Annotated in this window: 25 protein-coding genes and 3 pseudogenes; 4 read left to right on the top strand and 24 right to left on the bottom strand. The window is 60.4% G+C overall.

What is annotated here, in order from left to right; all coding sequences use genetic code 11:
- Window positions 1-3: 3 nt before the first annotated feature.
- From AC3ITY_RS19690 to AC3ITY_RS19595, 20 genes are all read right to left on the bottom strand, one after another.
- On the bottom strand, window positions 4-441 hold the full coding sequence (locus AC3ITY_RS19690) for a RidA family protein (protein WP_489304467.1): 438 nt from the start codon (window positions 439-441) through the stop codon (window positions 4-6).
- Window positions 438-1,472: an aromatic ring-hydroxylating oxygenase subunit alpha gene (locus AC3ITY_RS19685; protein ID WP_150756355.1), complete on the bottom strand. Its 1,035-nt coding sequence runs from the start codon at window positions 1,470-1,472 to the stop codon at window positions 438-440. Before AC3ITY_RS19685 ends, AC3ITY_RS19690 begins: the two co-directional genes overlap by 4 nt.
- A gap of 21 nt (window positions 1,473-1,493) precedes the next feature.
- The gene (locus tag AC3ITY_RS19680) at window positions 1,494-1,721 is read right to left on the bottom strand and encodes a recombinase-like helix-turn-helix domain-containing protein (protein WP_150725541.1); all 228 of its coding nucleotides are present in this window, start codon (window positions 1,719-1,721) and stop codon (window positions 1,494-1,496) included.
- Between the two features lies 1 nt (window position 1,722).
- Window positions 1,723-2,040, bottom strand: coding sequence for a hypothetical protein (locus tag AC3ITY_RS19675; RefSeq protein ID WP_217872463.1), 318 nt, complete (start codon window positions 2,038-2,040; stop codon window positions 1,723-1,725).
- A gap of 13 nt (window positions 2,041-2,053) precedes the next feature.
- On the bottom strand, window positions 2,054-3,019 hold the full coding sequence (locus AC3ITY_RS19670; protein WP_489304466.1) for a VOC family protein: 966 nt from the start codon (window positions 3,017-3,019) through the stop codon (window positions 2,054-2,056).
- Window positions 3,016-4,512, bottom strand: coding sequence for an aldehyde dehydrogenase (locus tag AC3ITY_RS19665; protein ID WP_489304465.1), 1,497 nt, complete (start codon window positions 4,510-4,512; stop codon window positions 3,016-3,018). The genes AC3ITY_RS19670 and AC3ITY_RS19665 overlap by 4 nt, the downstream gene beginning before the upstream one ends.
- A 9-nt stretch (window positions 4,513-4,521) precedes the next feature.
- On the bottom strand, window positions 4,522-5,325 hold the full coding sequence (locus AC3ITY_RS19660; protein WP_489304464.1) for an aspartate dehydrogenase: 804 nt from the start codon (window positions 5,323-5,325) through the stop codon (window positions 4,522-4,524).
- Between the two features lie 10 nt (window positions 5,326-5,335).
- Window positions 5,336-7,018 (bottom strand): thiamine pyrophosphate-binding protein, encoded by a 1,683-nt coding sequence (locus AC3ITY_RS19655; protein WP_489304463.1) that lies wholly within the window; start codon window positions 7,016-7,018, stop codon window positions 5,336-5,338.
- A complete protein-coding gene (locus AC3ITY_RS19650; protein ID WP_489304462.1) occupies window positions 7,011-7,808 on the bottom strand; it encodes an SDR family oxidoreductase in 798 nt (265 codons plus the stop codon). The genes AC3ITY_RS19655 and AC3ITY_RS19650 overlap by 8 nt, the downstream gene beginning before the upstream one ends.
- Window position 7,809: 1 nt before the next feature.
- A complete protein-coding gene (locus tag AC3ITY_RS19645) occupies window positions 7,810-8,646 on the bottom strand; it encodes an IclR family transcriptional regulator (RefSeq protein ID WP_489304461.1) in 837 nt (278 codons plus the stop codon).
- The gene (locus AC3ITY_RS19640; RefSeq protein ID WP_489304460.1) at window positions 8,643-9,527 is read right to left on the bottom strand and encodes an alpha/beta fold hydrolase; all 885 of its coding nucleotides are present in this window, start codon (window positions 9,525-9,527) and stop codon (window positions 8,643-8,645) included. Before AC3ITY_RS19640 ends, AC3ITY_RS19645 begins: the two co-directional genes overlap by 4 nt.
- Before the next feature lie 4 nt (window positions 9,528-9,531).
- The gene (locus tag AC3ITY_RS19635; RefSeq protein ID WP_489304459.1) at window positions 9,532-10,095 is read right to left on the bottom strand and encodes a cupin domain-containing protein; all 564 of its coding nucleotides are present in this window, start codon (window positions 10,093-10,095) and stop codon (window positions 9,532-9,534) included.
- A gap of 14 nt (window positions 10,096-10,109) precedes the next feature.
- Window positions 10,110-10,877 (bottom strand): SDR family oxidoreductase, encoded by a 768-nt coding sequence (locus tag AC3ITY_RS19630; RefSeq protein WP_489304458.1) that lies wholly within the window; start codon window positions 10,875-10,877, stop codon window positions 10,110-10,112.
- Entirely contained in the window at window positions 10,874-11,650 is a 777-nt protein-coding gene (locus AC3ITY_RS19625; protein ID WP_489304457.1) for an ABC transporter permease, read from the bottom strand. The genes AC3ITY_RS19630 and AC3ITY_RS19625 overlap by 4 nt, the downstream gene beginning before the upstream one ends.
- Window positions 11,651-11,678: 28 nt before the next feature.
- Window positions 11,679-12,680, bottom strand: a complete 1,002-nt coding sequence (locus tag AC3ITY_RS19620; RefSeq protein WP_489304456.1) for an ABC transporter substrate-binding protein — start codon at window positions 12,678-12,680, stop codon at window positions 11,679-11,681.
- A 39-nt stretch (window positions 12,681-12,719) separates the two neighbouring features.
- Window positions 12,720-13,556: an ABC transporter ATP-binding protein gene (locus AC3ITY_RS19615; protein WP_489310947.1), complete on the bottom strand. Its 837-nt coding sequence runs from the start codon at window positions 13,554-13,556 to the stop codon at window positions 12,720-12,722.
- A gap of 669 nt (window positions 13,557-14,225) precedes the next feature.
- Window positions 14,226-14,828, bottom strand: coding sequence for a protocatechuate 3,4-dioxygenase subunit alpha (pcaG, locus tag AC3ITY_RS19610; protein WP_489304455.1), 603 nt, complete (start codon window positions 14,826-14,828; stop codon window positions 14,226-14,228).
- 12 nt (window positions 14,829-14,840) lie between these two features.
- Window positions 14,841-15,560, bottom strand: a complete 720-nt coding sequence (pcaH, locus tag AC3ITY_RS19605) for a protocatechuate 3,4-dioxygenase subunit beta (protein WP_489304454.1) — start codon at window positions 15,558-15,560, stop codon at window positions 14,841-14,843.
- Window positions 15,561-15,686: 126 nt separating this feature from the next.
- Window positions 15,687-16,610 carry a pca operon transcription factor PcaQ gene (pcaQ, locus tag AC3ITY_RS19600; protein WP_489304453.1) on the bottom strand — a complete coding sequence of 308 codons (924 nt, stop codon included), beginning with the start codon at window positions 16,608-16,610 and terminating at the stop codon, window positions 15,687-15,689.
- Between the two features lie 65 nt (window positions 16,611-16,675).
- Window positions 16,676-17,632 (bottom strand): LysR family transcriptional regulator, encoded by a 957-nt coding sequence (locus AC3ITY_RS19595; RefSeq protein ID WP_489304452.1) that lies wholly within the window; start codon window positions 17,630-17,632, stop codon window positions 16,676-16,678.
- A 150-nt stretch (window positions 17,633-17,782) separates the two neighbouring features.
- Here AC3ITY_RS19595 and AC3ITY_RS19590 point away from each other — a divergent pair, with 150 nt between their 5' ends.
- From AC3ITY_RS19590 to AC3ITY_RS19580, 3 genes and pseudogenes are all read left to right on the top strand, one after another.
- Entirely contained in the window at window positions 17,783-18,616 is an 834-nt protein-coding gene (locus AC3ITY_RS19590; protein WP_489304451.1) for an amidohydrolase family protein, read from the top strand.
- 190 nt (window positions 18,617-18,806) lie between these two features.
- Window positions 18,807-18,887, top strand: a pseudogene (locus tag AC3ITY_RS19585) (3-oxoacyl-ACP reductase); the annotation flags it as partial.
- 235 nt (window positions 18,888-19,122) lie between these two features.
- Window positions 19,123-19,395: a hypothetical protein gene (locus AC3ITY_RS19580; RefSeq protein WP_489304450.1), complete on the top strand. Its 273-nt coding sequence runs from the start codon at window positions 19,123-19,125 to the stop codon at window positions 19,393-19,395.
- Window positions 19,396-20,378: 983 nt separating this feature from the next.
- Here the strand turns inward: AC3ITY_RS19580 and AC3ITY_RS19575 are convergent.
- The 4 genes and pseudogenes from AC3ITY_RS19575 to mhpT form a co-directional block, all read right to left on the bottom strand.
- Window positions 20,379-20,573: pseudogene (locus tag AC3ITY_RS19575) on the bottom strand (hypothetical protein); the annotation flags it as partial.
- A 275-nt stretch (window positions 20,574-20,848) separates the two neighbouring features.
- Window positions 20,849-22,096 (bottom strand): MFS transporter, encoded by a 1,248-nt coding sequence (locus AC3ITY_RS19570; protein WP_489310945.1) that lies wholly within the window; start codon window positions 22,094-22,096, stop codon window positions 20,849-20,851.
- Window positions 22,097-22,273: 177 nt separating this feature from the next.
- Window positions 22,274-22,441: pseudogene (locus AC3ITY_RS19565) on the bottom strand (OprD family outer membrane porin); the annotation flags it as partial.
- A gap of 66 nt (window positions 22,442-22,507) precedes the next feature.
- Window positions 22,508-23,725 (bottom strand): 3-(3-hydroxy-phenyl)propionate transporter MhpT, encoded by a 1,218-nt coding sequence (gene mhpT / locus AC3ITY_RS19560; protein ID WP_489304449.1) that lies wholly within the window; start codon window positions 23,723-23,725, stop codon window positions 22,508-22,510.
- Window positions 23,726-24,071: 346 nt separating this feature from the next.
- Between mhpT and AC3ITY_RS19555 the strand changes: the two genes are divergently transcribed.
- Window positions 24,072-25,379, top strand: a complete 1,308-nt coding sequence (locus AC3ITY_RS19555) for an OprD family porin (protein WP_489310943.1) — start codon at window positions 24,072-24,074, stop codon at window positions 25,377-25,379.
- Window positions 25,380-25,398 lie beyond the last annotated feature (19 nt).

Here is a 25,398-nt window from a genome sequence, read left to right as displayed (position 1 = left end):
CGGTCACCTCTTTTCGACAGTTCGCAAATCGAGATCGAGACGCGCGCCGGCCTCGATCTCCACCCGCAGTTCGGGAAACACCAGCGCGCTCACTTCCACCAGCGTGGAGGTCGGGAACAACGCCTGACCGGCGAAGAAGTCGCGACGGGCGCGACCCACTTCGTCCTTGTCGGCGATGGCAGTGACATACACCGTGAGCCGGTAGATATTGCCGGCATGCCCACCGGCCGCTTCGACCAGCGCCCGAACCTTGCCCAGCACCACCAGGGTCTGGGCATAGGTATCGAGCGGCGCGCCGGATTCAGCGGCCAGGCGCGTGGCGGGATGACCGGTCATGCCGGACATCACTACCTCGTTACCGATCAGCAAGGCATTCGACCAGGTGTTGCTGGCCGACTCGTTCAGCGAGTCGGCCTGAACACGTTGCACCGCTGCGTTCATGACAATTGCTTCGCGTCGATCAGCTCCAGTTGGGCCTTGGCCGCGTTTTTCAGGTAGCGACGCAGGCGCACCACACCGAGGTCATGCTGGTAGAGGTTTTCCCGCTGGTTGGCGTCTGGTTCCATGAATTCGAGCAGCGTCCGATCCTGTTCCAGCACCGCCCAGTGGCGTGCTTCCAGACGATTCTTGTAGAGGAACCGCCAGGTGTCGCGTTGCCAGCCGGTCAGTGGGCGGCAACGCCAGTGGAATACCGCCGACATGGAAGGGCCGCTCGGCGTGTAGCTGCCGATGATGGTGAAGTTACCGCCCGGGCCGCCGGTTTTCGGATAAGGGATTTCCAGGCGCAGCCAGTGGCAGCTGTCGTCCATGAATTCGGTCCAGTCGAAGTTCACCCCGCGCTGGCCTTCCTTCTCGAAGAAGAAACCTTTGTCGGTGTCGCGGGTGACGAACTTGGCGGTGGCTTCGCCTTCGCTCATGGAGTGCGACATCTTGTGCAGGTAGGTGCCGTGCATCGGGTCCATGACGTTGTCGATGACGTAGCGGTAGTCGCCCTTCCACTCGGCGTAGCAGACGAAGCTGCTCCACTCCGGGGAAGTCAGCTGCTCGGGCAGCACCAGTTCCGGTGGGTTTTCAACATGCGGTTCCGCGGCGTTGTAGAGAAAGATCGCACCGGCGGCTTCACGGGTGTGGAACATCCGGGTCGGGCGGCTGCCTTCGAGTTTGCAACCGGGGCTGCCGGGAACTTTGGTGACAGTACCGTCGCAGCGCACTTCGACGCCGTGATAAGGGCATTGCAGGCGATCGCCCAATACCGGGCCCTGGGATAACGGTGCGCCGCGATGAGGGCAATGGTCTTCCAGGGCATGCACGCTGCCGTCATTGTCACGCCACAAGGCAATCTTGTAGCCCAGTCGACGGATCGACACCGGCTTCTCGCCCAGTTGGTCGCTAGGCAGGACCGGGAACCAGAGGTTCTTCAAGCCATTTGCCAGGAGGTTTTCTACAGGATCAACGGTTGTGTTCATGTTCATTTCTTATTTACCTCCGGCGGGTCATTCGCCCAGCCGAGCCATCAGGGTTTTATAGGCGTCCGGTGTCCACTCGCCGGTGGTCAGGGGGCAGGGCGGACCGGCCAGGTTCAGGTGCGCGAGCAGGTCGGGCAACTCGGTCACCCCGTTGCCGAAGGCGCGTTCGATGGAGTCGCCCAGCAACTCTTCGAACTGGGTGTTGGGGCGCTTGCGGGCCTGATTGGGCTGCAGGTAGGGTTCGGTATTGCTCATTTCATTGACCTCCGTTGCGTACCCGTTCGCGGATCGTTTCGCGCACGGGGATAAAGTCATACGTCGGGAAAACTTCGGTGCTGAACACGCCCCAGGCCGAGCGTTCGAGCTCGACGTTGAGGGTCGGCAGCAGGCTCGGCGGCAAACGCAGGGTGACGATCTGGCCCAGGCCCATGGCCACGGTCCAGGACACCACTTCGACGCCTTGCGGGGGAAAGCGCTCCCACCAGTCCTGCTGTTTCATGTGCCGCTGAATGTCTTCCAGGTTTTTCGATTGGTCGTGCTTGAGCAGCACGGTCACCAGCAATGATTCGCTCATGCTCGTGACCTGCTCAGGGCTTCGGTTTGTCAGTCAGGAACTTGCCTTGCGGCGCCTCGACGTTTTGCTGGCGGCGGGTATTGCCATCGATGCCGCCGGCAATCGCCCATTCGGCGAAGACTGTCGGGCCGGGTTCGAAGGTGCGTGGTTCCCATTCGCCGGTCAGTTGGTCTTCGTCGGCGTAGTACTCGACCAAAGCGCCGGCCGGGTTCTTGAAGTACCAGAAGAAGGCCGAAGACACCGGGTGCCGCCCCGGGCCGATTTCAGTGGCCCAGCCGCTGCGGGAAATGTGCATGCCGCCGCCGAACACTTCGTGCACGTCGCGCACGGTGAAGGCGACGTGGTTCAGGCCGGCGCGTGGGGCGGGCAGTTGCAGCATGAACAGGTCGTGGTGACCGCCTTCTTCAGCGGTGCGCAGGAACGCGCCGCGATCCGGATAGCGGTCCGAGGCCTGGAAGCCGAAGCGCTCGTGATAGAAGGCTTCGCAGGCGTTGACGTCCTTGACGAAAAACACCACATGCCCGACCTCGATGGGTGTGGCGCGTTCGTAGACCGGCGCAGCCTTGTTGATCCGGCCCTTGGTTTGCCAGGTGTTATGGCCGCTGCACTCAATGTTCAGTTCACGCTTGCGGGTCACCTGCAGACGGATCGCCAGGCCATTGGGGTCGGTGCAACCGATACGGCCGTTCGCTTCGATGAAGCCCGGATCGTTGGCGATACGCTCGCTGTAAAGCTTCAGGTCAGCGTCGCTTTCGACGCCCCAGACCACTTCGCGCACGGTTGAACCGGGCTCGATGGCCGGCGGCAGGCCAGCCTTATTGATGTCGGCGAGCACCACGCGGCAGCCGTTGAGGGTTTCGAAGATCACCTCGTCAGGTTGTTCGCTGACTTTGCTCAGGCCCCAGTCGCTGAAGAACCGTACGCTGGTGTCCAGGTCCTCGACACCGTAGGTGACTTCATCAATGCCTAAAACGCTCATAACCCTACCTCTCGTTGCACACCGGCCCAGGCCAGTGGCTGTTCATTCATGCCCCAATAAAGGCTTTTCTGTTCCATGTACTGCAGGATGCCGAGGCGCCCTTTTTCACGGCCCAGGCCACTGTCACGCCAGCCACCGAACGGGGTGGAAATCGAGAACTGCTTGTAGGTGTTGATCCACACCGTACCGGCCTGGATTTTTCGACCCAGGGCCCAGGCGCGCTTGTAATCGCCGGTCCAGATGCCGGCGGCGAGGGCGTACAGGCTGTCGTTGGCCTGCTCCAGCAATTGCGCTTCGTCATCGAATGGCATGGCCACCAGCACCGGGCCGAAGATTTCTTCCTGACACACCTGCTGGCTGTTGTTCAACCCTTCGAGGATGGTCGGCGGATAGTAGTAACCCTGGTCGTAAACGCCGCCGCCGGGACGTTTGCCACCGAGCAGCAGACGTCCGCCTTCGGCCAGCCCCAGCGCCACATAGCGTTCCACCGACTCGCGGTGACCGGCGCTGATCAGCGGGCCCATTTGCGTGCGCTCGTCCGCCGGATCACCGACACGCAACTCGGCCGCAGCGGCCACCAGGCGCGCCATGAACGGCTCATACAGTGCGCGGGCGACGAACAACCGCGAACCGGCGATGCAGGCTTCGCCCGAAGAACTGAAGATGCCGTACAACACACCGGCCACCGCATGGTCGAGGTCGGCGTCATCGAGGACGATGGTCGGCGATTTGCCGCCCAGTTCCAGTGACACCGGCATCATCTTGTCGGCGGCGATGTGGGCAATGTGTTTACCGGTCCTGGTACCGCCGGTGAACGACACGCGTTTGACCAGCGGGTGACGGGTCAGCGCATCGCCGAGCAGCGAGCCCTTGCCCGGCAGCACGCTGAGCAGGCCTTTGGGCAACCCGGCGTCTTCGCAGATGCGCGCCAGTTGCAAGGCCATCAGCGGGGTGATTTCCGCAGGCTTGATGACCACCGCATTACCGGCGGCCAGGGCCGGGGCGACTTTCTGCGCTTCGCTGGCAATCGGTGAGTTCCACGGTGTAATCGCGGCGATCACGCCCATGGGCTCGTAAACGCTCATGCTGACGAAATCACCACGGGACGGAGTGATGGTTTCTTCGAGGGTTTCACAGGCCGAAGCGAAAAACTGGAAAGTCCCGGCCGCGCTGGCCACCAAGGCACGGGTTTCGTTGATCGGCTTGCCATTGTCCTGGCGCTGCAATTGCGCCAGTTCTTCACTGCGCTCACGGATCAGCTCGGCAATGCGGTACAGCACACCGGCGCGTTCATGAGGTTTGCGCTGCGCCCAGCCGCTGTGCAGAAACGCCTGGTGGGCGCCTTGCACGGCCTCTTCAACGTCTTCGACACTGGCGGCGTTGAGCCAGGCAACGGCTTCGCCGGTGGCGGGGTAGCACGTGGCGTAGCGTTCACCGCGCCCCAGTCGCCACTGGCCGGCAATGCAGATCGGTAAAGTCTGTTCGAGAGTCATCGCAGTCCCCTAAATCGAAATCGCGTGGGCGTGATTGCCCAAGGCGCGGACAACGCTGTAAACGGTCAACGCCGAGGTCTTCGGGTTGGCCAGCAGCGGTTTGCCACGCAGGCTCAGTTCGAACCCGCCAAAGGCGCCGCGGGCTTCGAAGTGATGGACGTTCTCTTCGCTTTGCGGATCGGCGATCAGGGTCACATGAGTGCGATCCAGGCCGAGTCCGGCCAGCGACAAGGTCGCGGCGACGTTGGCGTTTTTCGGATAGAGGTGGGCCGCTTCGCGGGCGCTGCCCTGAAAAATCACCGTGGCTTCGGTAAGGCTGTCCAGGTCAAAGGCCTGTTCAGCCGGGGTGTTTTTCCAGGCGCGCGCCGGTTTGCGTCCGGTGTAGTTCACCGCGTCCAGGCCCCCGACCTTGGCCGCCGACAAGGCGTCGATACCGCCGATGGCGCCGGGCAGCAATTCGATGCGGGTCTGACCGCGTTCGGCTGCCGCCTCCAGGCGCTCCACCAGGCCGACTTCGGACAGCGCGCCGACCGAGACGATCAGGCAGGCAATGCCACGCTCCAGCGCCGGCAACACATGTTCTTCGATGGCTTTGTGACCGGCGCACTCGACCAACAGGTCGGGGCGCGCGTCGGCCGGTAGCGCCGTCAGCACTTGCGGTGGTTGCTTGAAACTGGTCAGCCTCTGACGTACAAGCTCTTCGGAACCGGCCGAGGCGATGACGTAGTCGACGCACAACTGCGGGTCTTTCTCCAGCAGTTCGAGCACGCCGACGCCAATGGCGCCGCAGCCGATCATGGTGATATGCAACATGGCGAAGTCCTCAGGCCGTGGCTTTTTGCGCTTTGGTTTCGCTGTTGGGCGGACCGGCGAACTGGGTGGCGAAGCTGCCGACACTGAGCATGTCGACTTCCAGCAGAAACGGACCGGGCTGCGCGAGCGCACCGTCGACGACCTTGCCGAAATCCTTCAGGTCGGTGACCAGGCCATGGCGCAGGTTCAGCGACTCGGCCAGCTTGGAATAGTCCGGCGTGTGCAGGTCGACGTAGCAGTGGCGACTGCCGTACACCGCGTCCTGAATGTTGCGGATGACGCCGTAGCGCTGATCGTTCATCAGCAGAATCACCACGTTGGCGTTCTCTTGCACCAGCGTTGCCAGCTCGCCGAGGTTGAGAATGAAACCGCCGTCACCGGCCAGGGCGAAGACCTTGCGCTCAGGCGCCGTTTCCGCTGCCGCAACGGCCGCGCCAATGCCCATCGACAAACCCTGGCCAATGCCACCGCCCAATGCATGCACGCCGGCACGCGGGTGGAACAGCGTCAGCAGGCGGTTGCCCCAGATGCTGTTGGACAGCGTGACGTCGCGCACCCACGAGAAGTTGCGTCCGGTGAGCGCTTGCAGCTGTTCGACCATGGCCGAGTACGGGCCGAGGTCGGCGATCAGTTGCGTGCGGGATTTTTCACGCACGTGCTTGAGCTCGGCGAGGAACGTCGGGTCGATTTGCAGGCGACCTTCCAGACGATCCGCCAGGCCTTCCAGCGCCAGTGCCGAATCACCGCAGATGAACAATTCGCTGTTGTAGCTGCGACCTTCGATGGCCGGGTTGGCGTCGATGCGCAGGGTGTTGCGTGGCAGCTTCAGCGCGTATTTGAACGTCTCGTTGCTGCGCAGACGTGAACCGGCGATCAGCAGGGCGTCGCAACTTTGCAGGAATTGCTCGACCAGTTTGTTTTGCGAGAACGCACCGAGGCAGCGCTCGTCGTCTTCGTTGACCACACCGCGACCTTGTGTCGAGGTGATCACGCCGACGCCCATGTCCAACAGGCGCTTGACTTGCCGGCCGGCATGCCGCGCGCCGCCGCCGAGCCACAACATTGGACGGGTGGCCGTGGCCAGGCGCTCGGCCACCAGGTCCAGCGCTTCAGGTGCGGGCACGGCAACGGGAACCGGCAGCGGCGACAGGTCGGTCGGCATCGGGATGAAAGTCGACTGGATGTCGATCGGGATTTCAACGCTGACCGGCCCGGTGGGTGCGGTCAACGCGGTCTGCACGGCCAGCTTCATGGTACTGAGTGCGGTTTCGACGCTGCGCACGCGGAACGCGGCCTTCGACACAGCCTTGAGCATGGTCAACTGGTCGCGGGCTTCGTGGATGTAAGCGAAATCCTGGTCCAGGTACGGCGTTTCGATTTGCCCGGTGATGTGCAGCAACGGCGTGCCGGCGGTCAGCGCTTCGACCATCGCCCCGGCGGCGTTACCGGCCGCGGTGCCGGTGGACGTCAGGCAAACACCCAGGCCACCCGTGGTGCGGGCGTAGGCGTCGGCCATGTTGGTGGCGCCGGCTTCACCACGGGCCATGACGAAACGGATGTTGCCGCGCACGGCGAACGCATCGAGGATCGGCATGTTGTGGATCGAGATCACACCGAACGCGGCCTTGACGTCGCATTGCTCGAGAAACGCGGTGATGGCAGCGCCAACGGTGACAGTATTTTCATTACGCATGGCGGGACAGGCCTCCAGAAACATCGATATGGCTGCCTGTGGTGTAAGCCGACAGAGGCGAGGCCAGAAACAGGATTGCGCGGGCCGCTTCAATCGGCAGGCCCAGGCGTCCCAAGGGAATGTGTTTGCGTTGTGCCAGCTGAGCGGTCCATTGGCTCCAGTCCAGATCCCGTTCTTCGCGGGCTTCGAAACGTCGGCGCCATTGCCCGGACTCGACCAGGCCAATGAGGATGCCGTTGACCCGAATGCCTTCAACGGCAAATTCGGTGGCCATCGAACGCACCAGGTTCATCACCCCTGCGCGCGCGGCCGAGGTGGCGACCATGTGCGGTTCCGGCTGGCTGGCCAGCAGCGAATTGACACAGACGATGGCCGCGTTCGCTTCACCTTGCAGCTGTGCCTTGAAGGCGCGGACCGGGTTGATGACCGAGAAAAATTTCAGGTTCAGTTCTTCGGTCCAGGCGCTGTCCGTGGTCTCGGCGAAGGTCGAAACGCGACCTTGCCCGGCGTTGTTGATCAGCACGCTGGCCGGCCCCAATGCAGCAAGGCTGGCGGCGGCAAAGGCGTTGACCGAGTCGGCGTCAAGGACGTTGCAGACCTGAGCCAGCAATCGCGCCTCGGGAAAGCGCTGACGTAATTTGTCTTCGGCGCCGCGCAGGCGATCTTCGTCGCGCCCGCAGAAGGCCACGGCTGCACCGGCTTCGAGCAACAGCTCGACACAGGCCAGGCCAATTCCCGAAGAACCACCGGTGACAATCGCGGTGCTGTCTTGCAGTTGATAGAGACTCATCTCAATCCCTCATCAGAGCCGTTACGCGGTTGTGGCCGTCGTGGCCAGTCGCACTGTTGTAATCGAGCAACCGCGACAGTTCGTCGGCGCTGCGACGTACTTGCAGGAGCAATTCGTTGAAGTTGACGTGAGCGATCTGAGTGGTCGGAATCGTCACGCCCAGAGCAGCGACGATCTGCCCGGATTGATCGCGCACCGGGGCGGCGACGGTCGAGATCGCCGACTCGAAGAAGCCTTCACCGCTGATAAATCCGCGCTGACGGTCGGCTTGAACCATGTCAAACAGTTCCATCACGGTTTTCGGCGTGCAGGGCGAGAACTGTTCCAGATGATCTTCCGGGTACAGCTCGCGCAATTCGGCCAGCGACAGGTCTTCGAGCAGGATGCGGCCAAGAACGGTGGCGTGGGCGGGCAGGCGAGTGCCGACATTCACCGCGGTGGAGAACACCGACGGTGGCGAGACCTTGGCCACGTAGACGATCGAGCGGCCGTCGCGCACCACCAGATTGCTCGGGTAGTTGAGGCGGTCGCACAAGCGGGCCAGCAGCGGTTGACCGAGCTCGGTCAGTTCCAGTGAGGCGAGGTACTCGAAGCCCAGGCGCAGCACGGACATGCCGAGGCGGTATTCGTTGCCGCTGCGGGTCACGAAGCCCATGGTTTCCAGCGTCGTCAGCAGACGAAAGATTGTCGAGCGCGGTAGCGCCAGGCGTCGGGCCAGTTCGGGGGCGGTCAGCGTACGATTGCGCCGGCTGAACTCGCAGAGCAGCAGCAGGCCGCGCTCCAGACCTGGCACGATGTATTTGTCCTGAGCGTCCTTCAGCAGATCTGAATCGTTCATAGCGATGCACCTGTCAGGGATTCTTTGATAGCGAAGGCCAGGCGGCCTGCCACTACACAAGGTTGTTCGATGGGGCTGGCGTGCCCGGCATCTTTGATAAGGTCGAAAGTACCGCCCAGGGCCTTGGCCAGGGTCAGGCAGCTTTCGGGAGCAGTGATGCCGTCGGCTTCACCACAATGCACTTCGCAAGGCATTGACAGCGGTGCATGGCGCAGCAGGTCCTCGCCGCACAGCAGTTCTATGGCCTGGCGATAACCATCTGGCTTGAGCCGCGCCATGTTCCACTGCACCCAGGCCTGTGCCTGAGGGCTGGCAGCGGGCGATAGCATGTAGGCACTGCGCTGCTCGGCCATATGTTGAATGCCCAGCTGTTCCAGGGCGCGCAGGCGTTTGTTGCGTACTTCCTGGCGCTGCAAGGCGCGTGATGGATGGCCATAGCCCTGCGCCGGGCTGATCAACACCAGGCGGCTGATACGCTGTTGGTGCACGCCGCTGGCGAACGCGATGGCGGTAATTGCCCCGAGGGAATGCCCCACCAGCACGCAGCGCTGGATGCCCAGCGCATCGAGCATCTGCAGCAGCCGTTCGGCATAATCCGAAGCATCGGGGGCCAAGGCTCTGAGCGGCGTGGAGTCGCCGTAGCCGGGCGCGTCCCAGGCAATCACCCGAGCGCTGCGGCCAAGTTCCTGCGCCACCTCTAACCACGACGCCGAGCCCGAGCCAATCCCGTGCAACAACACAATGGCAGGTCCCGTTCCGCATTCGCGAAAGGCCTGGCGGGCGCCCGCGATCTCCAGCGTGCGCTGGGGAAAGTCCCGGGCCAATTGAGCCTGCAGACCGGCGGTGAGCCGCGGGGCGAGATTATCGATGGCGTGTGACATGGGCTTATCCGCGCTTGATCGAGGCCAGGAGGTGTTCTGGCGGGTAGGTCGGGGTCAGCGGTTTTTTTGCACCGAGCATCACGCACATCAGCGCGTCTTCATCGCCGATGTTGATCTCTTCGCGGTACACGCCGGGTGGCACGGAAATCACGTCGCGGTCGGTGAGGATGGTTTCGAAGCGCTCGCCGTCCTTTTCGATGATCACTTTGAGTTTGCCGCGTAGCACGAAGAACACTTCTTCAACGTCGGTGTGCAGGTGCGGCGGGCCTTCGTGACCGGCCGGAATCACCATGGTCGAAAACGTGAAGTTCTCCGACGGGATAGTGTTCATGTCCGAGGTCACGCCGGTGCCACCGGTGCCGATGTAACGCATTTGCGCGCGGCGGAATTTCGGGTCGTAGTCGGCCTGGAATTTCAAGGCGTTCCAGTCGTACTTGCGGGTTTCGTAGCGCGCGATGCGGGTTTTCATCCAGCTTTCGAGATCGCTGCCGGCCGGCTGTTCCCAGCTTTTGGGGGCATCTTGCTCTGAAGAAGAGTGCGCGTTCAGGTTTGCAGATAGATCGGTCATGGCAGTCTCCAGTATCAAGGCATGACGAACCCGCCGTTGACCGGCAAGGTTTGTCCAGTGATGAAGCGGGCGAGATCGGACAGCGCGAACAACACGGCGCCGCTGACATCTTCGGGAAGTTGTGGGCGTTGAATGGCCCGTTGGTCGTTGTACAAACGGTGGCGGGCTTCAGGCACATAAGCCGTGGCTTCGACCAGCACCAGGCCAGGCGCGATGGCGTTGACCGTGATGTTGTCGGTCCCCAGTTCGCGGGCCAGGCTGCGGGTCATGGCGATGATTGCGCCCTTGCTCGCGACATACGCCAGCAGGTTCGGCGCACCCCACAGCGGGGTGTCGGAGGCCAGGTTGACAATAGCGCCATGACCGCTGGCGCGCAGGGCAGGCAGACAGGCCTTGGTCATCAACCAGGTGCCGCGCACGTTGACTTGCATGACCTGATCCCAGGTCTCCAGGCTCAGCTCTTCGCAGGTCTTGCCGCCGGAGTTGGTGATCGAGGCGTTGTTCACCAGACCGTCGAGCCCACCGAGCAAACGGGAGGTTTGAGCGATGCAGGCATCGATCGAATCCGGTTGCGCCAGGTCGACCGTCACGCCGTGCACGGCCAGGCCTTCAGCGACCAGTTCGGCGGCCGATTGCTGTACGCGTTCGGCGAGAATGTCGGCGATGACCACGTGGGCACCGGCCCGGCCGATGGCCTGGGCAAAGGCGTAACCCAACCCGCGGGCGCCACCGGTGACCAGCACGCGACGGCCTTCGAGCAAGCGATTGAAGGTCGTCATCATTGGGTGCTCAGCATGGCTTTGGGCATGTAGTGCAGGACACGTTTTTCGGTCCAGACCACCGCGCCGTAAGCGAGTACACCGATCAGCGTGAGCATGACGATGGCCACGAACACGCCTGCGGTATTGCCCTGGCCTTCGGCATCGACCAGCAGGAAGCCAAGGCCCTGATTGCCGCCCACCAGTTCACCGACGGTGACGCCGATGACGGCCAGGGTCGAAGCAATGCGCAGGCCGGAGAACAGCGCGGCCATGGCCGAGGGAAACTCTACCAGGCGAAAGATCTGCCAGCGACTGGCGTTCATGGTCCGCACGAGGTTGATCATGTCCGGGTCCACGGTGCGGATTGCCGACAGCACGTTGATCATCACCGGGAAGAACACGATCAGGATGGCGATCAGGATCTTCGGGTAAATGGTGTAGCCCAGCCACATGACGAACAGCGGGGCGAAGGCGACTTTCGGGGCGATCTGCAGCGCGAGGATGTACGGCGACAGCATGGCCTCAGCGGCGGGCGAAAGGCCCAGCGACACACCGATCACCACGCCGAGCAGGGCACCCAGGCCAAAGCCGACAATGATTTCGAATGCGGTGATCAGGGTGTGTTGCAACAGGCCGCCGGTGTGCCACATCACCACGCTTTCCTGGGCCACGCGGCTCAGCTGCGGCATGACGAATTCGGGCATGCCGAGCAATCCCGGGCCCCATTGCCAGAGCACCAGGAACAGGATCAGCAGGGCGACGCTGCCGAGCATGGAGTTATTAAGGTTTTTCATCGTATCGGTACCTTGTTGTCACTGGCCGTCATTGCGCGGCTGTTTGGGTGTCGATGAACTGGTTGGTGTACAGGTCGTCGAGCTTCGGCTCCTGGGTGACGATGCCTTCGCTGACATAGAACTGGCGGACCGTTTCAAGTCGCGCCGGATCGATGCGCCCCGGTACCACCTGATTGGCGTAGACGTGCTCGACATAGAGCTTGAAGACCTTCTCCAGCGACGCTTCCTTGCCGGCATAGGCCGGGACCGCCTTGGCGAATGTCGCCGCTGCGGCTTTGGGGTCTTGAATGATGTCGTTCATGCCTTGCAGGGTGGCCTGGACCACATCGCGGACAATCTGCGGGTGACGCTCGATAGCGTCGTCAGACGCGAGAATCGCCTGGGCCATGCTTTCGAAGATCTGCGCCTGCGGGATCAGCCTGATCTTCACCCCGGCTTCTTCGGCGTTGACCACCCAGTCCGGTACGCCCGCCATCGCCTGGGATTTGTCGGCCGAGAACAACTGCCAGACACCCGAGGGACCGGCCGCCTGGATGTTCACATCGGTCTTGCTCAGGCCGGCTTTGCGCAGCGAAGCGAGCAGGGCGTAGTAGGTGGTGTCCGAGTAGGACATCACCGTCATGGTCTTGCCCTTGAGGTCGGTGATGGAATTGATGTTTTCCGCGGCATTGGTGGCAATCATGGTCACGCCGCCGGCACCGAGCACCGCGACGGCGCGCACTGGAATCCCGTTGGCCCGCACCACGATCGGGGTATCGCCGATGGCGCCGCCGAGCATGGCGTTACCGGCGCCGATCTGTTTTGCCACGTCCACGCCGCCCTTGGCAGCGATGAAGGTCATGTTCAGGTTCCGGGCGGCGTAGTAGCCCTTCTGCTGCGCGATGATCCATGGGGCGAACGCCGGCGAGTTCGGTGGCGCCGGCAACAGGTAAGTCACGTCGGTCGACTGCGCCTGAGCGGCGAAAGCCATGCCCAGGCCGAGCGCGATGCCGGTGACCTGGCTGAAGCGTTGAAACAGAGACTTGAACATGCGTACTCCTCAATCGGTTGATGGCCACACGGGCGTGGATCAATGCAGTTCGGTGTCTTCACTGACCTGCAGCAACTCCATCAGACGGCCGACCAGCGGGCCGATCTCCGGCAGCTTGCGGCGCTCCAGCGGGTTGTCGCGAAACGGTAGATCAATGTTGATTTCTTCGATGATGGTGCCGGGGCGGGCGCTCATGACCAGCAGCCGGTCAGACATGGCGATGCCTTCGATCAGGTCATGGGTAATGAACAGTGCGGTTTTCTTTTCATCAAATAGCATCCGCGCCATGTCCTGCTGCAGGATCATCTTGGTCTGCGCATCCAGGGCCGAGAACGGCTCGTCGAGGAACAGTACCTGCGGATCGATTGCCAGGGTGCGGGCCAAGGCAGCGCGCTGGCGCATGCCACCCGACAGCTGGAACGGATAATGGTCGGCAAAGCCTTGCAGGTGGCAACGATCGAGCAGATCTTTGGCCACGGCCTGACGTTTGGCGGCCGCCACACCTTGTATTTCCAGGCCCAGTTCAACGTTGCGGCGAATACTGCGCCACGGCATCAACAGGTCTTTTTGCAGCATGAATGCGACCTGACGGACCGGGCCGGTGACCGGTTCACCGCCGACGAACACTTCGCCTTCGGTCGGACGATAGAGGCCGGAACCCATATTGAGGATGGTGCTCTTACCGCAACCGGAAGGGCCGATGATCGACACCACTTCACCACGGCGAATCTTGAAGTTGACCCCGCGAATGGCGAACGGCGCTTCGGGCTTGCCCTTGGCCGGGAAACATTTACCGACATTGCGAAATTCAATTTCGGCGGGCTCCAGGTCTTCCTTGGGAGCGGAGTTGTTCCATTGAGGGGTGACGGCGTACATCTCTTTCACAGCCATTGGGAAGGGTCTCTGGTCTGTTTTATAGGTGATACGGTGTTTAGTGCATGAACAATGCCAGAGATTGGCTAATTCGTTTTTATGTTGAAAAACCATTTAAAAACAATGATTTAAGAGTAATTTAAAGATTTGATGGCGTTTCATATGTGAAACGTAGTTTCTTATATGGCACGAAATTGCACATCGATTGTGCGAGGCTCGATGATTTGCGAGTAGGCAGTGCTTTTTTAAGTAACGCTGAGCGTGTGGAAATAACGAATTTGTTTTAAATGTGAAACAAAGTTTGCCGAAACAAAAAACGGGCCCGATAAGGCGCCCGTTTTTTATTACGAGAAGATTGTGAAGTGCGTCGGCGCACTGACTACTGGCCGTATAAAAGTGTGTTCTTTGCTGAGGATGCCGACGCTTTCACCCAGCTGTAGGCCATCGCCTGTATTGCCCTTGGGTGCAGGGCTCAAGTGACCGTTGCCATCAGGCGCATGGGCGCTACCTTTGTGATCGACGCAGCACATCGTCTGTTTGTTTCAGGATTTTGTGGGGGGAAGGCTGCTTCCATTTGCAGGCATTCCCGGACCAACACGGAATAAGTGTCGCCCAACGGAAGATAGCGTTCCTGTCTCTCAAACAGCCTCCCCCAGAGGGAGGCTGTCATCGTCAGAAGTCGAAGAACACCGTTTCCGCTTCGCCTTGAAGGTGGATATCGAAGCGGTAGGCCAGCTTCCCGTCAACCGTGCAGCGCCTGGCAATCAGGGATTCACGCCGATGTGGCTGTTCGATCAGATTCAATACGGGGTCCACTGCATTCGCCTCGGACTCGTCGTCGAAATACAACCGCGTCTGCAGGTGAATGTTGATGCCCCGGGCGAACAGCGACACATTGATATGTGCTGCCATGGGCACACCCGAGGCATTTTTCACCAGGCCAGGCTTGACCGTTTCGATCGTCCATTCACCGACATCGGTAGTGGCGGTACGACCAAAGCAGTTGAAGGGTTTTTCCAGGTCGAAACCGCTGTCGTAGAGGCCTTGGTGATTGGCCTGCCAGAGCTCCAGAAACGCGTCGCGAATCAAGTGGCCGTTACCGTCATAAACGTGACCCAGCAATAGAATGTGCTCACCAGGCGCGCCAGGTTTTGCCATCACATTCCAGATTTCCTGTTCCCGCGGCGGGTTGCCGGCCGCTTCCAGTGCCAGTCCGATATGCACATAGGGGCCGGCTGTTTGCGACGGCGTTTCAGGCAGAAGTTGAACGGGCATATGCAGGCCTCCTCAGCAGTTTTCGAAGTGGGTCTTGCGCTGGCCGCGCAGGACGATATCAAAGCGATAAGCCAGGCAGTCCATAGGATTGGCCATGCTCATATCGAGCCTGGCGATCAGGCTCTGTACCGCTTCCGGATTGGCGATCGACTTGACGATCGGGCACATGGGGATCAACGGATCGCCTTCGAAATACAGCTGGGTAATCAAGCGCGTGGCAATGGACGGGCCACTGATGGAGACATGGATATGAGCCGGTCGCCAGTCGTTGGGGCCGTTGCGCCATGGGTAGGGACCGGGCTTGACCGTGCGGAAGCTGTAGTTGCCATCGCGGTCAGTCAATGCACGGCCGACGCCGCCGAAATTCGGATCAAGAGGCGCCAGGTAACTGTCTTTTTTATGCCGGTAACGACCCCCCGCATTGGCTTGCCACATTTCCACCAGGGTGTGTGGAATCGGCTTGCCGTGCTGATCACAAACCCGGCCCGCGACAATGATGCGTTCGCCGATGGGCAAACCGCCGTGATTGAAGTTCAGCAGCAGGTCGTTATCGTGCTGGCCCATCTTCAGATGAGAAAAATCCGGGCCGCTGGTTTCAGAGACAGACTGGGGAATGCTCACCAATGCCTGGCGGGGGGAGCGCAGGATCGAAGTCTTGTAGTCAGGTGTCAGGGCTTTGGGATGCCAATTACGGTCACGAATGGCGAAGCGGCTCTCGTGCGCATCAGACATGTCGATTTTCCTATTGTTATGGTTGGTCAGAGGCAAGCGCTGCGATGGCAGCGACTTGCAGCCCAGTCTCCTCTTGTGCGACCCAACCCAAAATTGAAAAAACCGACTTGTTGCATGTCCAAATGGTTATGGATATTTCCCTTCGCGATATTCTTGCCCGACCTCGCGCAATGCCTCCACGCACCACTGGGCCGCGGGTGTCACCGGCAATACAGGATTTGTGCAGAGCCCCACGGAACCACCGGCTTCACGCATCCCCAGTTCCACCAACTCACCTAGCTTCAAGTCCTGTCTGACCGCGTCAAAAGGCGCGACCCAGATTGCCTGGCTGCATTGTATGTAGCGCCGGCTCAGGGCCACCGACAGGGTTTCCAGGCGTTGGCGCGAAGGGGTGATCCCGTGCTGCACAAACAGGCTGTCGGCGAATTTGCGGATCGTCGTCCCTGCCAGCGGCAGTACCACTGGATAGTCTTCGAGGTTTTTATGCCCCAGTGGATCAGTCAGCACTGGATGGCCGTTACGTACCACCAGGGTCATGGATTCGCTGTAAAGGTGCTCGAACGTCAAGCCGTGAATCGATGGGCTATCGGTCATTCTGCCGACCACCAGGTCCAGCTCGCCGACACGCAGTTGGGACAGCAGGTAGGCGCTCGGCCCGGTCACGACACTGACCGCCAAGGCGGGATGCCGGTCGTGTAAACGGCAGACAACCTCAGGCACCAACAGGCTTTCGACGGTGGATAGCACGCCGAGCCGTACGGCAATCGGCTCATGTACACCGGAGCGCAAACTGTTGACCCCTTCACGCAGCGACTGCACGCTCGGCCCCGCATAACGCAAAAAAGCCACCCCGGCCTCGGTCAGCGTCGAGCCTTTTTTGCTCCGCTCGAACAGCCTGGCAGCCAGCAGGGATTCCAGTTCCTTGAGGGTTTTCGAAAGCGCCGGCTGGCTGATTGCCAACTTGTCGCAGGCACGTGCCAGGCTACCCTGGCGCGCCACCTCGAGAAAACACACCAGATGACGGAATTTGATTCGGGTATCGATGTTCAATCTGCTGCTCCGCCTTCGTGGTGTGGCATTCATTAATCCTGGTGACCGATGCGGGCAAACGGTAGCTATCGGTCGACATTCGGCAGTTCGCATCCCGGGATCAGTCGTCCCAGTTTGACGGCCTGCTGATAAAGCACCTGCATGAGCTGCGTGGCGGATTCGCCAAGCGGCTCGAACCGCGAGTAGACAAAGCTGATATCGAAATGAATCGCCTCAACCAGCGGTACGACGATCAGCCCGCTGTCCTGGGCCACGAACTCATCGATGATGGTCAGCCCCATGCCTTGCTTGACCAGGGCGACCGCTTCGTTGGCATTGGTGAAGTTCAGCATGGAGCACAGGTTCAGGCCCTGGCGTTCGATCTCGTCGGCCAGCAACTGGCCAAAAGGCATGTCGGGGCGAAACAGCAACAACGGCTGGTCGACCAGTTCGTGCAGTGACAATGCAGCTCGCCGGGCAAAGGGATGATCGGCCGGCATCACGCAGACCATGCGTGCGCGCATGAAGGGCAGCGAGTGCAGGTGGTCATGGATCAGCGGCAGTGCCGAAACAGCCAGGTCGACCTTCTTCGAGAGTATCTGGTTGGGCATGTCGCCCATCAGCGTGGTTTGCCATTCAATGTTCAGCGATGGCAATTGCTGCTTGAGTCGGGCCAGGGCGAACGGGATGACCACCGTCGACAGCGAAGCACTGCAACAGATGCGCAGCTGACGGTGGGGACCGTTGGCGAGGGCCAGCGCACACTCATTGACGGCTAGCGCGGCCTGGTAGACACGCTCGACTTCCCGGTAAAGGGTCACGGCTTCGGCGGTGGGCACCAGGCGGTTGTTGATGCGCTGGAACAGGCGGTAGACCAGCCGACTCTCGATATAGGCGATCAGCTTGCTGACTGCCGGCTGCGACACGTAGAGCATTTTTGCCGCACCGCTGATCGAACCGGTCAGCATCACCGCCCGGAACACTTCCATGTGCCGCAGCTTGAACACCATCGTGTTGGCGTCGGGGCCTTCGCCGTAGGGCATGGGTCATTAACCTTTGGTTATTGTTCGAGCGATCTGTGTATGAGCGCTATTGATCGCCTGGTCGTATCTTCACTGCAACGGCATCGCCCACCGCGACGAACAATAACAAAGATCAGTGAGCAAGCGCAGTGACGCTTGGCGGGAGCAGCCTTGAGCATCTACGACGAACCCAAGATCGATTGCCATAACCACCTGTTTGATCCCGTGCGGTTTGCCTATCGCGCCGACACGGTTTACGCACCCGCCGGGCAGGAGATCGCGACCCTGGAGCAGTTCGGTCGGGTCATGGGCGCCTATGGTGTGCAACACGCTTTGCTGGTGGGGCCGAGCAGTGGCTACCGCACGGACAATCGTTGCCTGCTGCATGCGCTGGCGCAAAGCGAAGGCCGCTTCAAGGGGATTGCCGTTATCGACCATGACACCCCACTGGATGAGCTGGCAGCGCTCAAGGAACAGGGCGTGGTGGGCATTGCATTCAATCCGGCGCTGGAAGGCGTGGACGTCATGAGTGATGCGGCCGGGCTTTTCGGGCGGCTCGCTGAACTGGACCTGTTCGCCCAGATCCAGGTCCAGGGCAACCAGCTGGTCGAGTTGCTGGGCTTGATTGAATCGACTGCGCCGCGGCTGCTCATCGACCACTGTGGCCGTCCCGACGTCCGTGCAGGCGTCGGCCAGCCAGGGTTCCAGGCGCTACTGGACCTGGCCGGGAGCGGCCGGGCCTGGGTGAAAATCTCCGGCATGCAGAAGTTCGCCGCCCACGATCATCTCGATGAACAAGCTGGTGCCTACGTGCGGGCGCTGCTCCAGGCCTTTGGCCCGGATGCGTGCGTGTGGGGTTCGGACTGGCCGTTCATTCGCGAGCAATCGCGCGTGGACTACGGGCCGCTGCTCAAGCTGGCTGAGCGACTGATGCCCGACTTCAGTGAAAGGAAAAAGGTGATGTGGGACACGCCACGGCGACTGTTCGGTTTTGGCGAGCGTTGAACCGGCCCTGGGCAGCGGTGCTGCCAGTAATACTCCGATAAAAACAAGGAACAAAACCATGACGACCGACAATAGATTTGCGGCGGCAACGCTCGCCTGTCCGGCGGCGCAAACCGCCAGGACCCGTACCCGATTCATGATCCTGGCGCTGATTTCTGGTGGCACCATGATCAACTACCTGGATCGCAGCGTCATGGGTATCGCCGGGCCCGAGTGCAGCTTTACCACAGGCTTTGTGTTCGACCTCAGTGGCGGGAGGGCCACCTATTGAGTGGCCTGGGTGTCGCGCACCTCACCGCGCTGGAGCTGGCACCCGATGTGCTGGTACGAGAGGCGGCGCGCGCAGGTTCCAGTTCGGTCGGCCTGCGCCTGCACCCGGCCATGGCGGGTGGCATCGCTTACCCGCTGGCGCCGGGCAGCCAGGCGCTGCGGCAGTTGAAGACCACGCTCGATAGCGAAGGCGTGGTGGTCAACGAGATCGAATTCGTCGAGCTGACACCGCTGCCGTGGCTCAACTGGATCGGCATTACATCCATGGCGTGCAGTGGTGCGATGCGCTGGCGCTGGCACCCACGGGGGAGGGAATCATCCGCGAAGCCCGCGAGGGTCGCCTGCCGCCCGGTCAGGGGCAGTTGCCCTTGGCCGGGTTGCTCAATGTCCTGCCACCTCAGGTGTACTGGAGCGTGGAAATCCCATGCCCCGCGACATGCGCACCTGAGCGGTTGGCTCAAGCTTTCACGATCACCCGGGCCTGGCTGGCCAGCCATTCGTTGCCATGAGCGTGCATATTCTGCTGATCCTTGGTACTACCTCGCATCCTCTCTTGAACGAGCGCTTCTGGCCGATTTCTGCCTGTCATGACTGGCAGAGAACGACTGTGGATTCAACCGATCGGGAAGTGGTGCAAGGGGGAAAGTCGGAGAAATATCGTCTGGCTCTCGGTATTTGATGCTCCGACGGTGCGGCGGCACGACCTCCAGCTGATTGCAGTCATGCACATGCACCACTGGCCGCCTTGAATTTGGTGGAGTAGGTGGGGGATGGGTAAGCCAAGGTTTTACCTCAGAAAAGAGGACTGGCATTTGATCTCGCTGTGGACGAGCCCCTATACCTCTAGCCTTAGTCCTTAAAATAACCTGGTTATTTCATTCAAGATCCGATCCTGGATTTGAGTACTTGGTCTGTGGCGATAAGCCACTGCTAAAAAAGCAACTCCTTCGTAGTCGCAGCGGATCGAAAAAGTCATACCTTCACGAAAACCAAAGACTGATCTGTCTCCTGCATCAACAAAATATCTCGCTTTTGTAAGAGCCGCCCGGGCGTGCTTCAGGCAGTCAGTTTGGCTAAGCGAGTGTTGTATCCAGCTAGTAGTGACACGCACAGACGAAGTCTCGCTATCATCGATAGGTGGTCGAGTAATTTCTTTGGTAGGTGTAATAATATTTTCGTTACTGGTGCAAGCAGTCAGCCCCATTGAGATAACAGTAAGTAAAAAGCCAAAACGAAGTCTCGAATGCTTAAGTGAGTTTCGCATCGCGGGGCGTTCCTCTGACGATGTGCAATGAATGAAGTTGCAGTTACTAACTGTCATAGCGGATTTCTGATCTTTTGCTGCCTGTGATCAGTGAATGCGACCAATGGTCGTACATAGACCCGTCATGTGGTTTTTCTCGACTTTATGCTGACTAACCGAACGTTCAGGTGAACCATGTCACTCAGAAAGTACCTTTAGGTCACACCCCATATGTCGATATTACGTTGGCTAAAGCCGCTCTAATGCATAATCCTTACCTGCCAAGGTAAGTTTAAAAATGGTGGCGCCGAACGTACCTCGTGACACTTTTTTCCTCACAATACGTTTAGCTTGGAGTTGCTTTAAATCGGCTTAAACTTCTAGCGTGCTGAGTGAGGTAAGTTTGCAAGTTAAGTTTAAATTTGCAATTTTCCTGAAGTTTGCAGCCGTCCGATGTACTCAGTATTTCGACTTTTATCAACATGAATAGATTTCCTTCGCATGGTGGTTCAGCCCCTTCGGACTTTGAAACATACGCCTAAATCCGGCATGTGGCCTTTCCTCTCCGCGAATGAAAAGCCTAGCAGTGGTGTGAACAAGCTGTTGGATCCAGAGCATTTTCGAGCGGCTGCTTTTGGCCGATTGTTACCTGTCGTGAGGGGCTGCAATCGACCAGAGGCAGACGGACTTGCCGTCCTGTCGGTAGTGACTGGGTGTTGCTATCGAACCTGAGCTTTCGCCTGGATCACCCACAACCCCAGAAAAGTCAGAACAGCAAAGCCGCTTCCCATCAGGAAGGTAGCTTGGTAGCCGACCGTATCCCACAGCGCCCCCGCGATGACACTAGCCAACAGCAAAGCCAACCCAGTCAGCAGATTGAACATGCCAAATGCCGTCCCACGCAGTTCAGCCGGCGCGCAATCGGCGATCAGGGCGGCGAATGTCCCTTGGGTAAACCCCATGTGCAGCCCCCATAGAACGACGCCGACGACCAGGCCGGCGATGCCCGGCGCGAACGCCAGCGTCAGATCGGCAGCAATCAGCAATATCAGACCTGCGCCGAGCACCGTCACGCGGCTGACACGATCAGACAATGCCCCGGCAGGATAGGCTGACAGCGAGTACGCCACTCCCATGAGGACAAGTACCGCTGGCGCCCACATCGGCGCCAGCCCAACGGCCTGGCCGCGCAGGATCAGAAAGGCTTCGCTGAAGCGCGCCAGGGTGAACACCGCAGCGACACCCACCACCCACCAGTAGCCGGCGCCCAGTCGGGCCAATTCCCGCCGGCTCAAGGGCGTACGCACCCTTTGCGTCCCTTGTACCTGTTTGGGCTCATGAACGAACAAAAGCAAAACCGCGACGGCGAGGAAGGCCGGGATGACGGCGACCCAGAACACAGTCTTGAAGTGGTTCGCGGTCAGCCACATCAAACCAATCGCCAGCAACGGTCCCAGGAATGCACCAACGGTATCCAGAGTCTGACGCAGGCCGAAAGCCGCCCCCCGTATCGCAGGTGGTGTGATGTCGGCCACTAATGCATCACGCGGGGCGCCGCGAATCCCTTTGCCGATACGGTCGATAAAGCGCGCCCCGGTCAGCCAGTCCAGCGAGCCTGCCAAAGGAAAGATCGGTTTGGACAGCGCCCCCAACCCATAACCCAGCGCCGCAAGCAGTTTGCGCTTGCCCAATCGATCACTGAGTGCCCCGGAGAATACCTTGGTGATCGAGGCCGTAGCCTCGGCTATTCCTTCGATGAGACCCACTGCCAAGACGGAGGTACCCAGTACTGTCACCATGTAGAGCGGCAACAATGCATGGATCATCTCTGAGGAGATGTCCATCAGCATCGAGACGAAGCCTAGCGCCCAGATGCCGCCAGGCATGGTGCGCCAGACACTGTCGGTTGACGCCTTCTGGATTGGCGCAGCCGTTGAAGCACCGCCCGACTTGTCAGTGGTTTTCATCATGAGCCTCGACAACCTGTTTGGCATAGGCATCTAAAAGCGCTTCGCACTCCTTTAACCGCGTCGCGGCTAGCCGACTCCTATGGAAGGCGTGAGTGATTAAAGCTGAAAGCTGCGCAAGGCAGCCTTCAGCTATAAACCCTGTGTACCGGGCAATAGTGACGCAGAGCGCAACGCCTACCAGATTGGTAAGGTGTAGCTGACGATCAAACGGTTTTCATCCAGATCGCTGCCAAAGTTGGTCGAACGCACCGTCGCGTTGCGCCATTTCACCCCGACGTTTTTCAGCGGGCCGCTTTGCACGACGTAACCGATGTCGGTATCGCGCTCCCATTCCTTGCCCTGCCCAGGCCAAACGCGTGCCCGCCGAGGTTATAGGTGAACATCGCACCGAACGCATGGTAGCGGGGCTCAGTTTGCAGCTTGCGGTTGAGACTCGCTGGTCGCTCCTTTGCGGGCGATCACGGTCAGGATCGACAGCGCGGCGATCACCAGCCCTGGTGACGTTGCCAGCAGCACGCCAGTGGTGCCGGCACCGGCGGCGAGGATCTGGCCGGCGGCCAGGGGACCTGCCACCGAGCCGAGCCGGCCGATGGCCACGGCCGCGCCGACACCGGTGGCGCGCACCGAGGTCGGGTAGGAAGGGGGCGCCAGGGCGTACAGCACAAGCTGTGCGGCCATGACGAACAGCCCGACGGCAAACCCGGCGATTGCCATCGGCACGATACCCACTGACAGGCCGACCCCGGCCAGCGCCGCCAACACTCCGGCGTACACGAACAGGACCACTTTCAGGCCATTGCAGCGGTCCAGCATCACTCCGCCGAGCAGCGAACCGATGGCCCCACCTATGTTGAACAGCATCTGCACCATGCCTGCCTGGGGCTTGGTGAAACCCTGTTCCAGCAACAGCGAGGGCAGCCAGTTGAGCAGCATGTACATCACGGTCAGGGTGAAGAAATAGCTCAACCACAAGGCCAGCGTGCAGCGTGCGCGTCCTTCGCCGAACAGCGCCTGGGCGGTAGACGACCGTGGGCTGGCGGTCGTGACGTGTTGCTGGCGGAACGCAGTCGATTCGGGTAGCAGCAGGGCCATCAGCGGCACCACCAGCAAGGGCGTCAGACCGCCGATGAAAAAGGTGGTTTGCCAGTGTTCACTGGAAAACATCGCCACCACTGCCGCCAGCGCGCCGCCCAAGGGCACGCCACAGTACATGACGCTGATGGCGGTGCCGCGATGGCGCTCGCTCACGGCTTCGGCACACAGGGCAATCAGGTTGGGCAGGGCGGCACCCAGGCCCAGGCCGGTCATGAAGCGCACCAGTAGCAGGCTGGAATAGCTCTCGACATAGGCGGTGCAGAGCGAGAAGACACCGAACAGCAGCACGGCGCCGACGAGGATTTTCTTGCGGCCGATACGATCGGCCACCCAGCCGCCAAAAAACGCACCCGGCAGCAGGCCAATGATCCCGGCGCTGAACACCCAGCCCATCATTTTCGGGTCCAGGGCAAAGCTCTGGCGCAATCCTGCGGCAGCGGTGCCGGCAGCCTGCAGATCGAACCCCTCGATCAGCGCAACGATAAAGCACAAAGCGATTGTCAGCGTCGAGCGACGCGATGGACTGTCCATGGGTGAACCTCATTGTTGTTTTTGTTATGCAGTCGAGCCTTTCGTGCGTTGGCTACGCCGTCAGTGACCGCTGGCGATTAAGATAACAAAGATAACTAAAAAAAGAATGATGTGCTAAAAATTGCAAAATCCAACTAATAAATCGTTTAAAAACAGATTGTTAAGAATTAATTCTGATGCTGATGTGAAAATAGATAATAATATTAATGTTCGATTATCGGTCATCTGCGATTGACGGCGACCCTTGGCTGTTTCCATTCTCTGATGGTGAAGCCGGCAGACCCGTGCGGGTCCGGCACTCAAAAACAACAATAAAAAGTGGACATCGAACATGCCAAAACGCCCCATGAACACCGGTTCCGTAGCGTCGCTCCCCTGTGTCTGCAGTATCCATCCAGGGTGGGTCGTGGCGCTGCTAGGCGTCAGCGTTCTGCCCTCTCAGCTGCGGGCCGAGGGGTTTATCGAGGACAGTCACGCAAACTTGACCCTGCGCAATTACTACATCGACCGTGAATACCAGGACGGCGGCGCCAAGACGGCCGCGCGGGAGTGGGCTCAGGGTTTCATCATGGGCATGGAGTCGGGGTTTACCGAAGGGACTGTAGGCTTTGGTCTGGACGTGCGGGGGCTGCTGGGGGTCAAGCTCGACTCCGCTCCGGATCGCAGCGGCACTGAGCTGTTGCCGGTATCGGCAAGCGACAAGCGCGCGGCGGATGACTATTCGCGGCTGGCCCCAACGGCCAAGCTGCGGTTTGCCCAGACAACGATCAAGAGCGGCGATGTCTCGATCTTCCTGCCGTTTGCCCTTGCCAGCCCGTCGCGACTGCTGCCACAGACCTTTCGCGGCACCACACTCAGTTCCAGGGATATCGATGGCCTGACCCTCAACACCGGTTACATCGATCGCATCAACAAGCGCGACTCCACGGACTATCAGGTCATGACCATCGCCTCGCCGAACCGGCGATTCAATGGCGCAGCCACCACGTCACACCTGGCCTATCTGGGGGGTGATTACCAGGTCAACAAGGACCTGAGCCTGCGCGCCTACCATGCCGAGGTGACCGACCTGTACCAACAGGACACCCTGGCGTTGCTGCACAACCTGCCGCTCGGCGAAGGTGTGTTCACCAGTGACTTGCGCAGTTTTTTCAGCCGCGAGGATGGCAGCGCCAAGGCGGGTGAGGTGGACAACCGCAACCTCTCGGCATTGTTCGGCTACCGCTTCGGCGGGCACCGGGTGAGCCTCGGCTACATGCACGCCAGTGGCGACACGGCGACGCCGTACATCTCCGGCACCGAGTTGATGGGCATGAGCGAGCTGACCATGAGTTCGGACTTTCTCAATGCCAGGGAGCGCACCTGGCAAGCCATCTACGACTATGACTTCGTCGCATCCGGCGTGCCTGGGCTGAAGGGGCGGTTGCGTTATGTGCGCGGCGACAATATCGAGTTGGCCGCTTTAAATGCCGATGACCGCAAGGAACGCGAGTTTCAGATGGAACTGGGTTATGTGATTCAGAGCGGCCCGCTGAAAAACGTCGGCCTGTTGGCGCGCAAATCGATCTACCGCAATGACTTCCCGGCCGGCGCGGCATTCCGCGATGAAAACCAGACCCGCTTCCTGGTGCTCTATACCTTGCCGATCTGGTAATCCCGGGGCCTTCGATGTT

It is taken from the genome of Pseudomonas sp. GL_091 (genome assembly GCF_057837725.1).
Note: the sequence above shows the minus strand (reverse complement) of the source record. Positions and strands in the feature narration are given on the sequence as shown.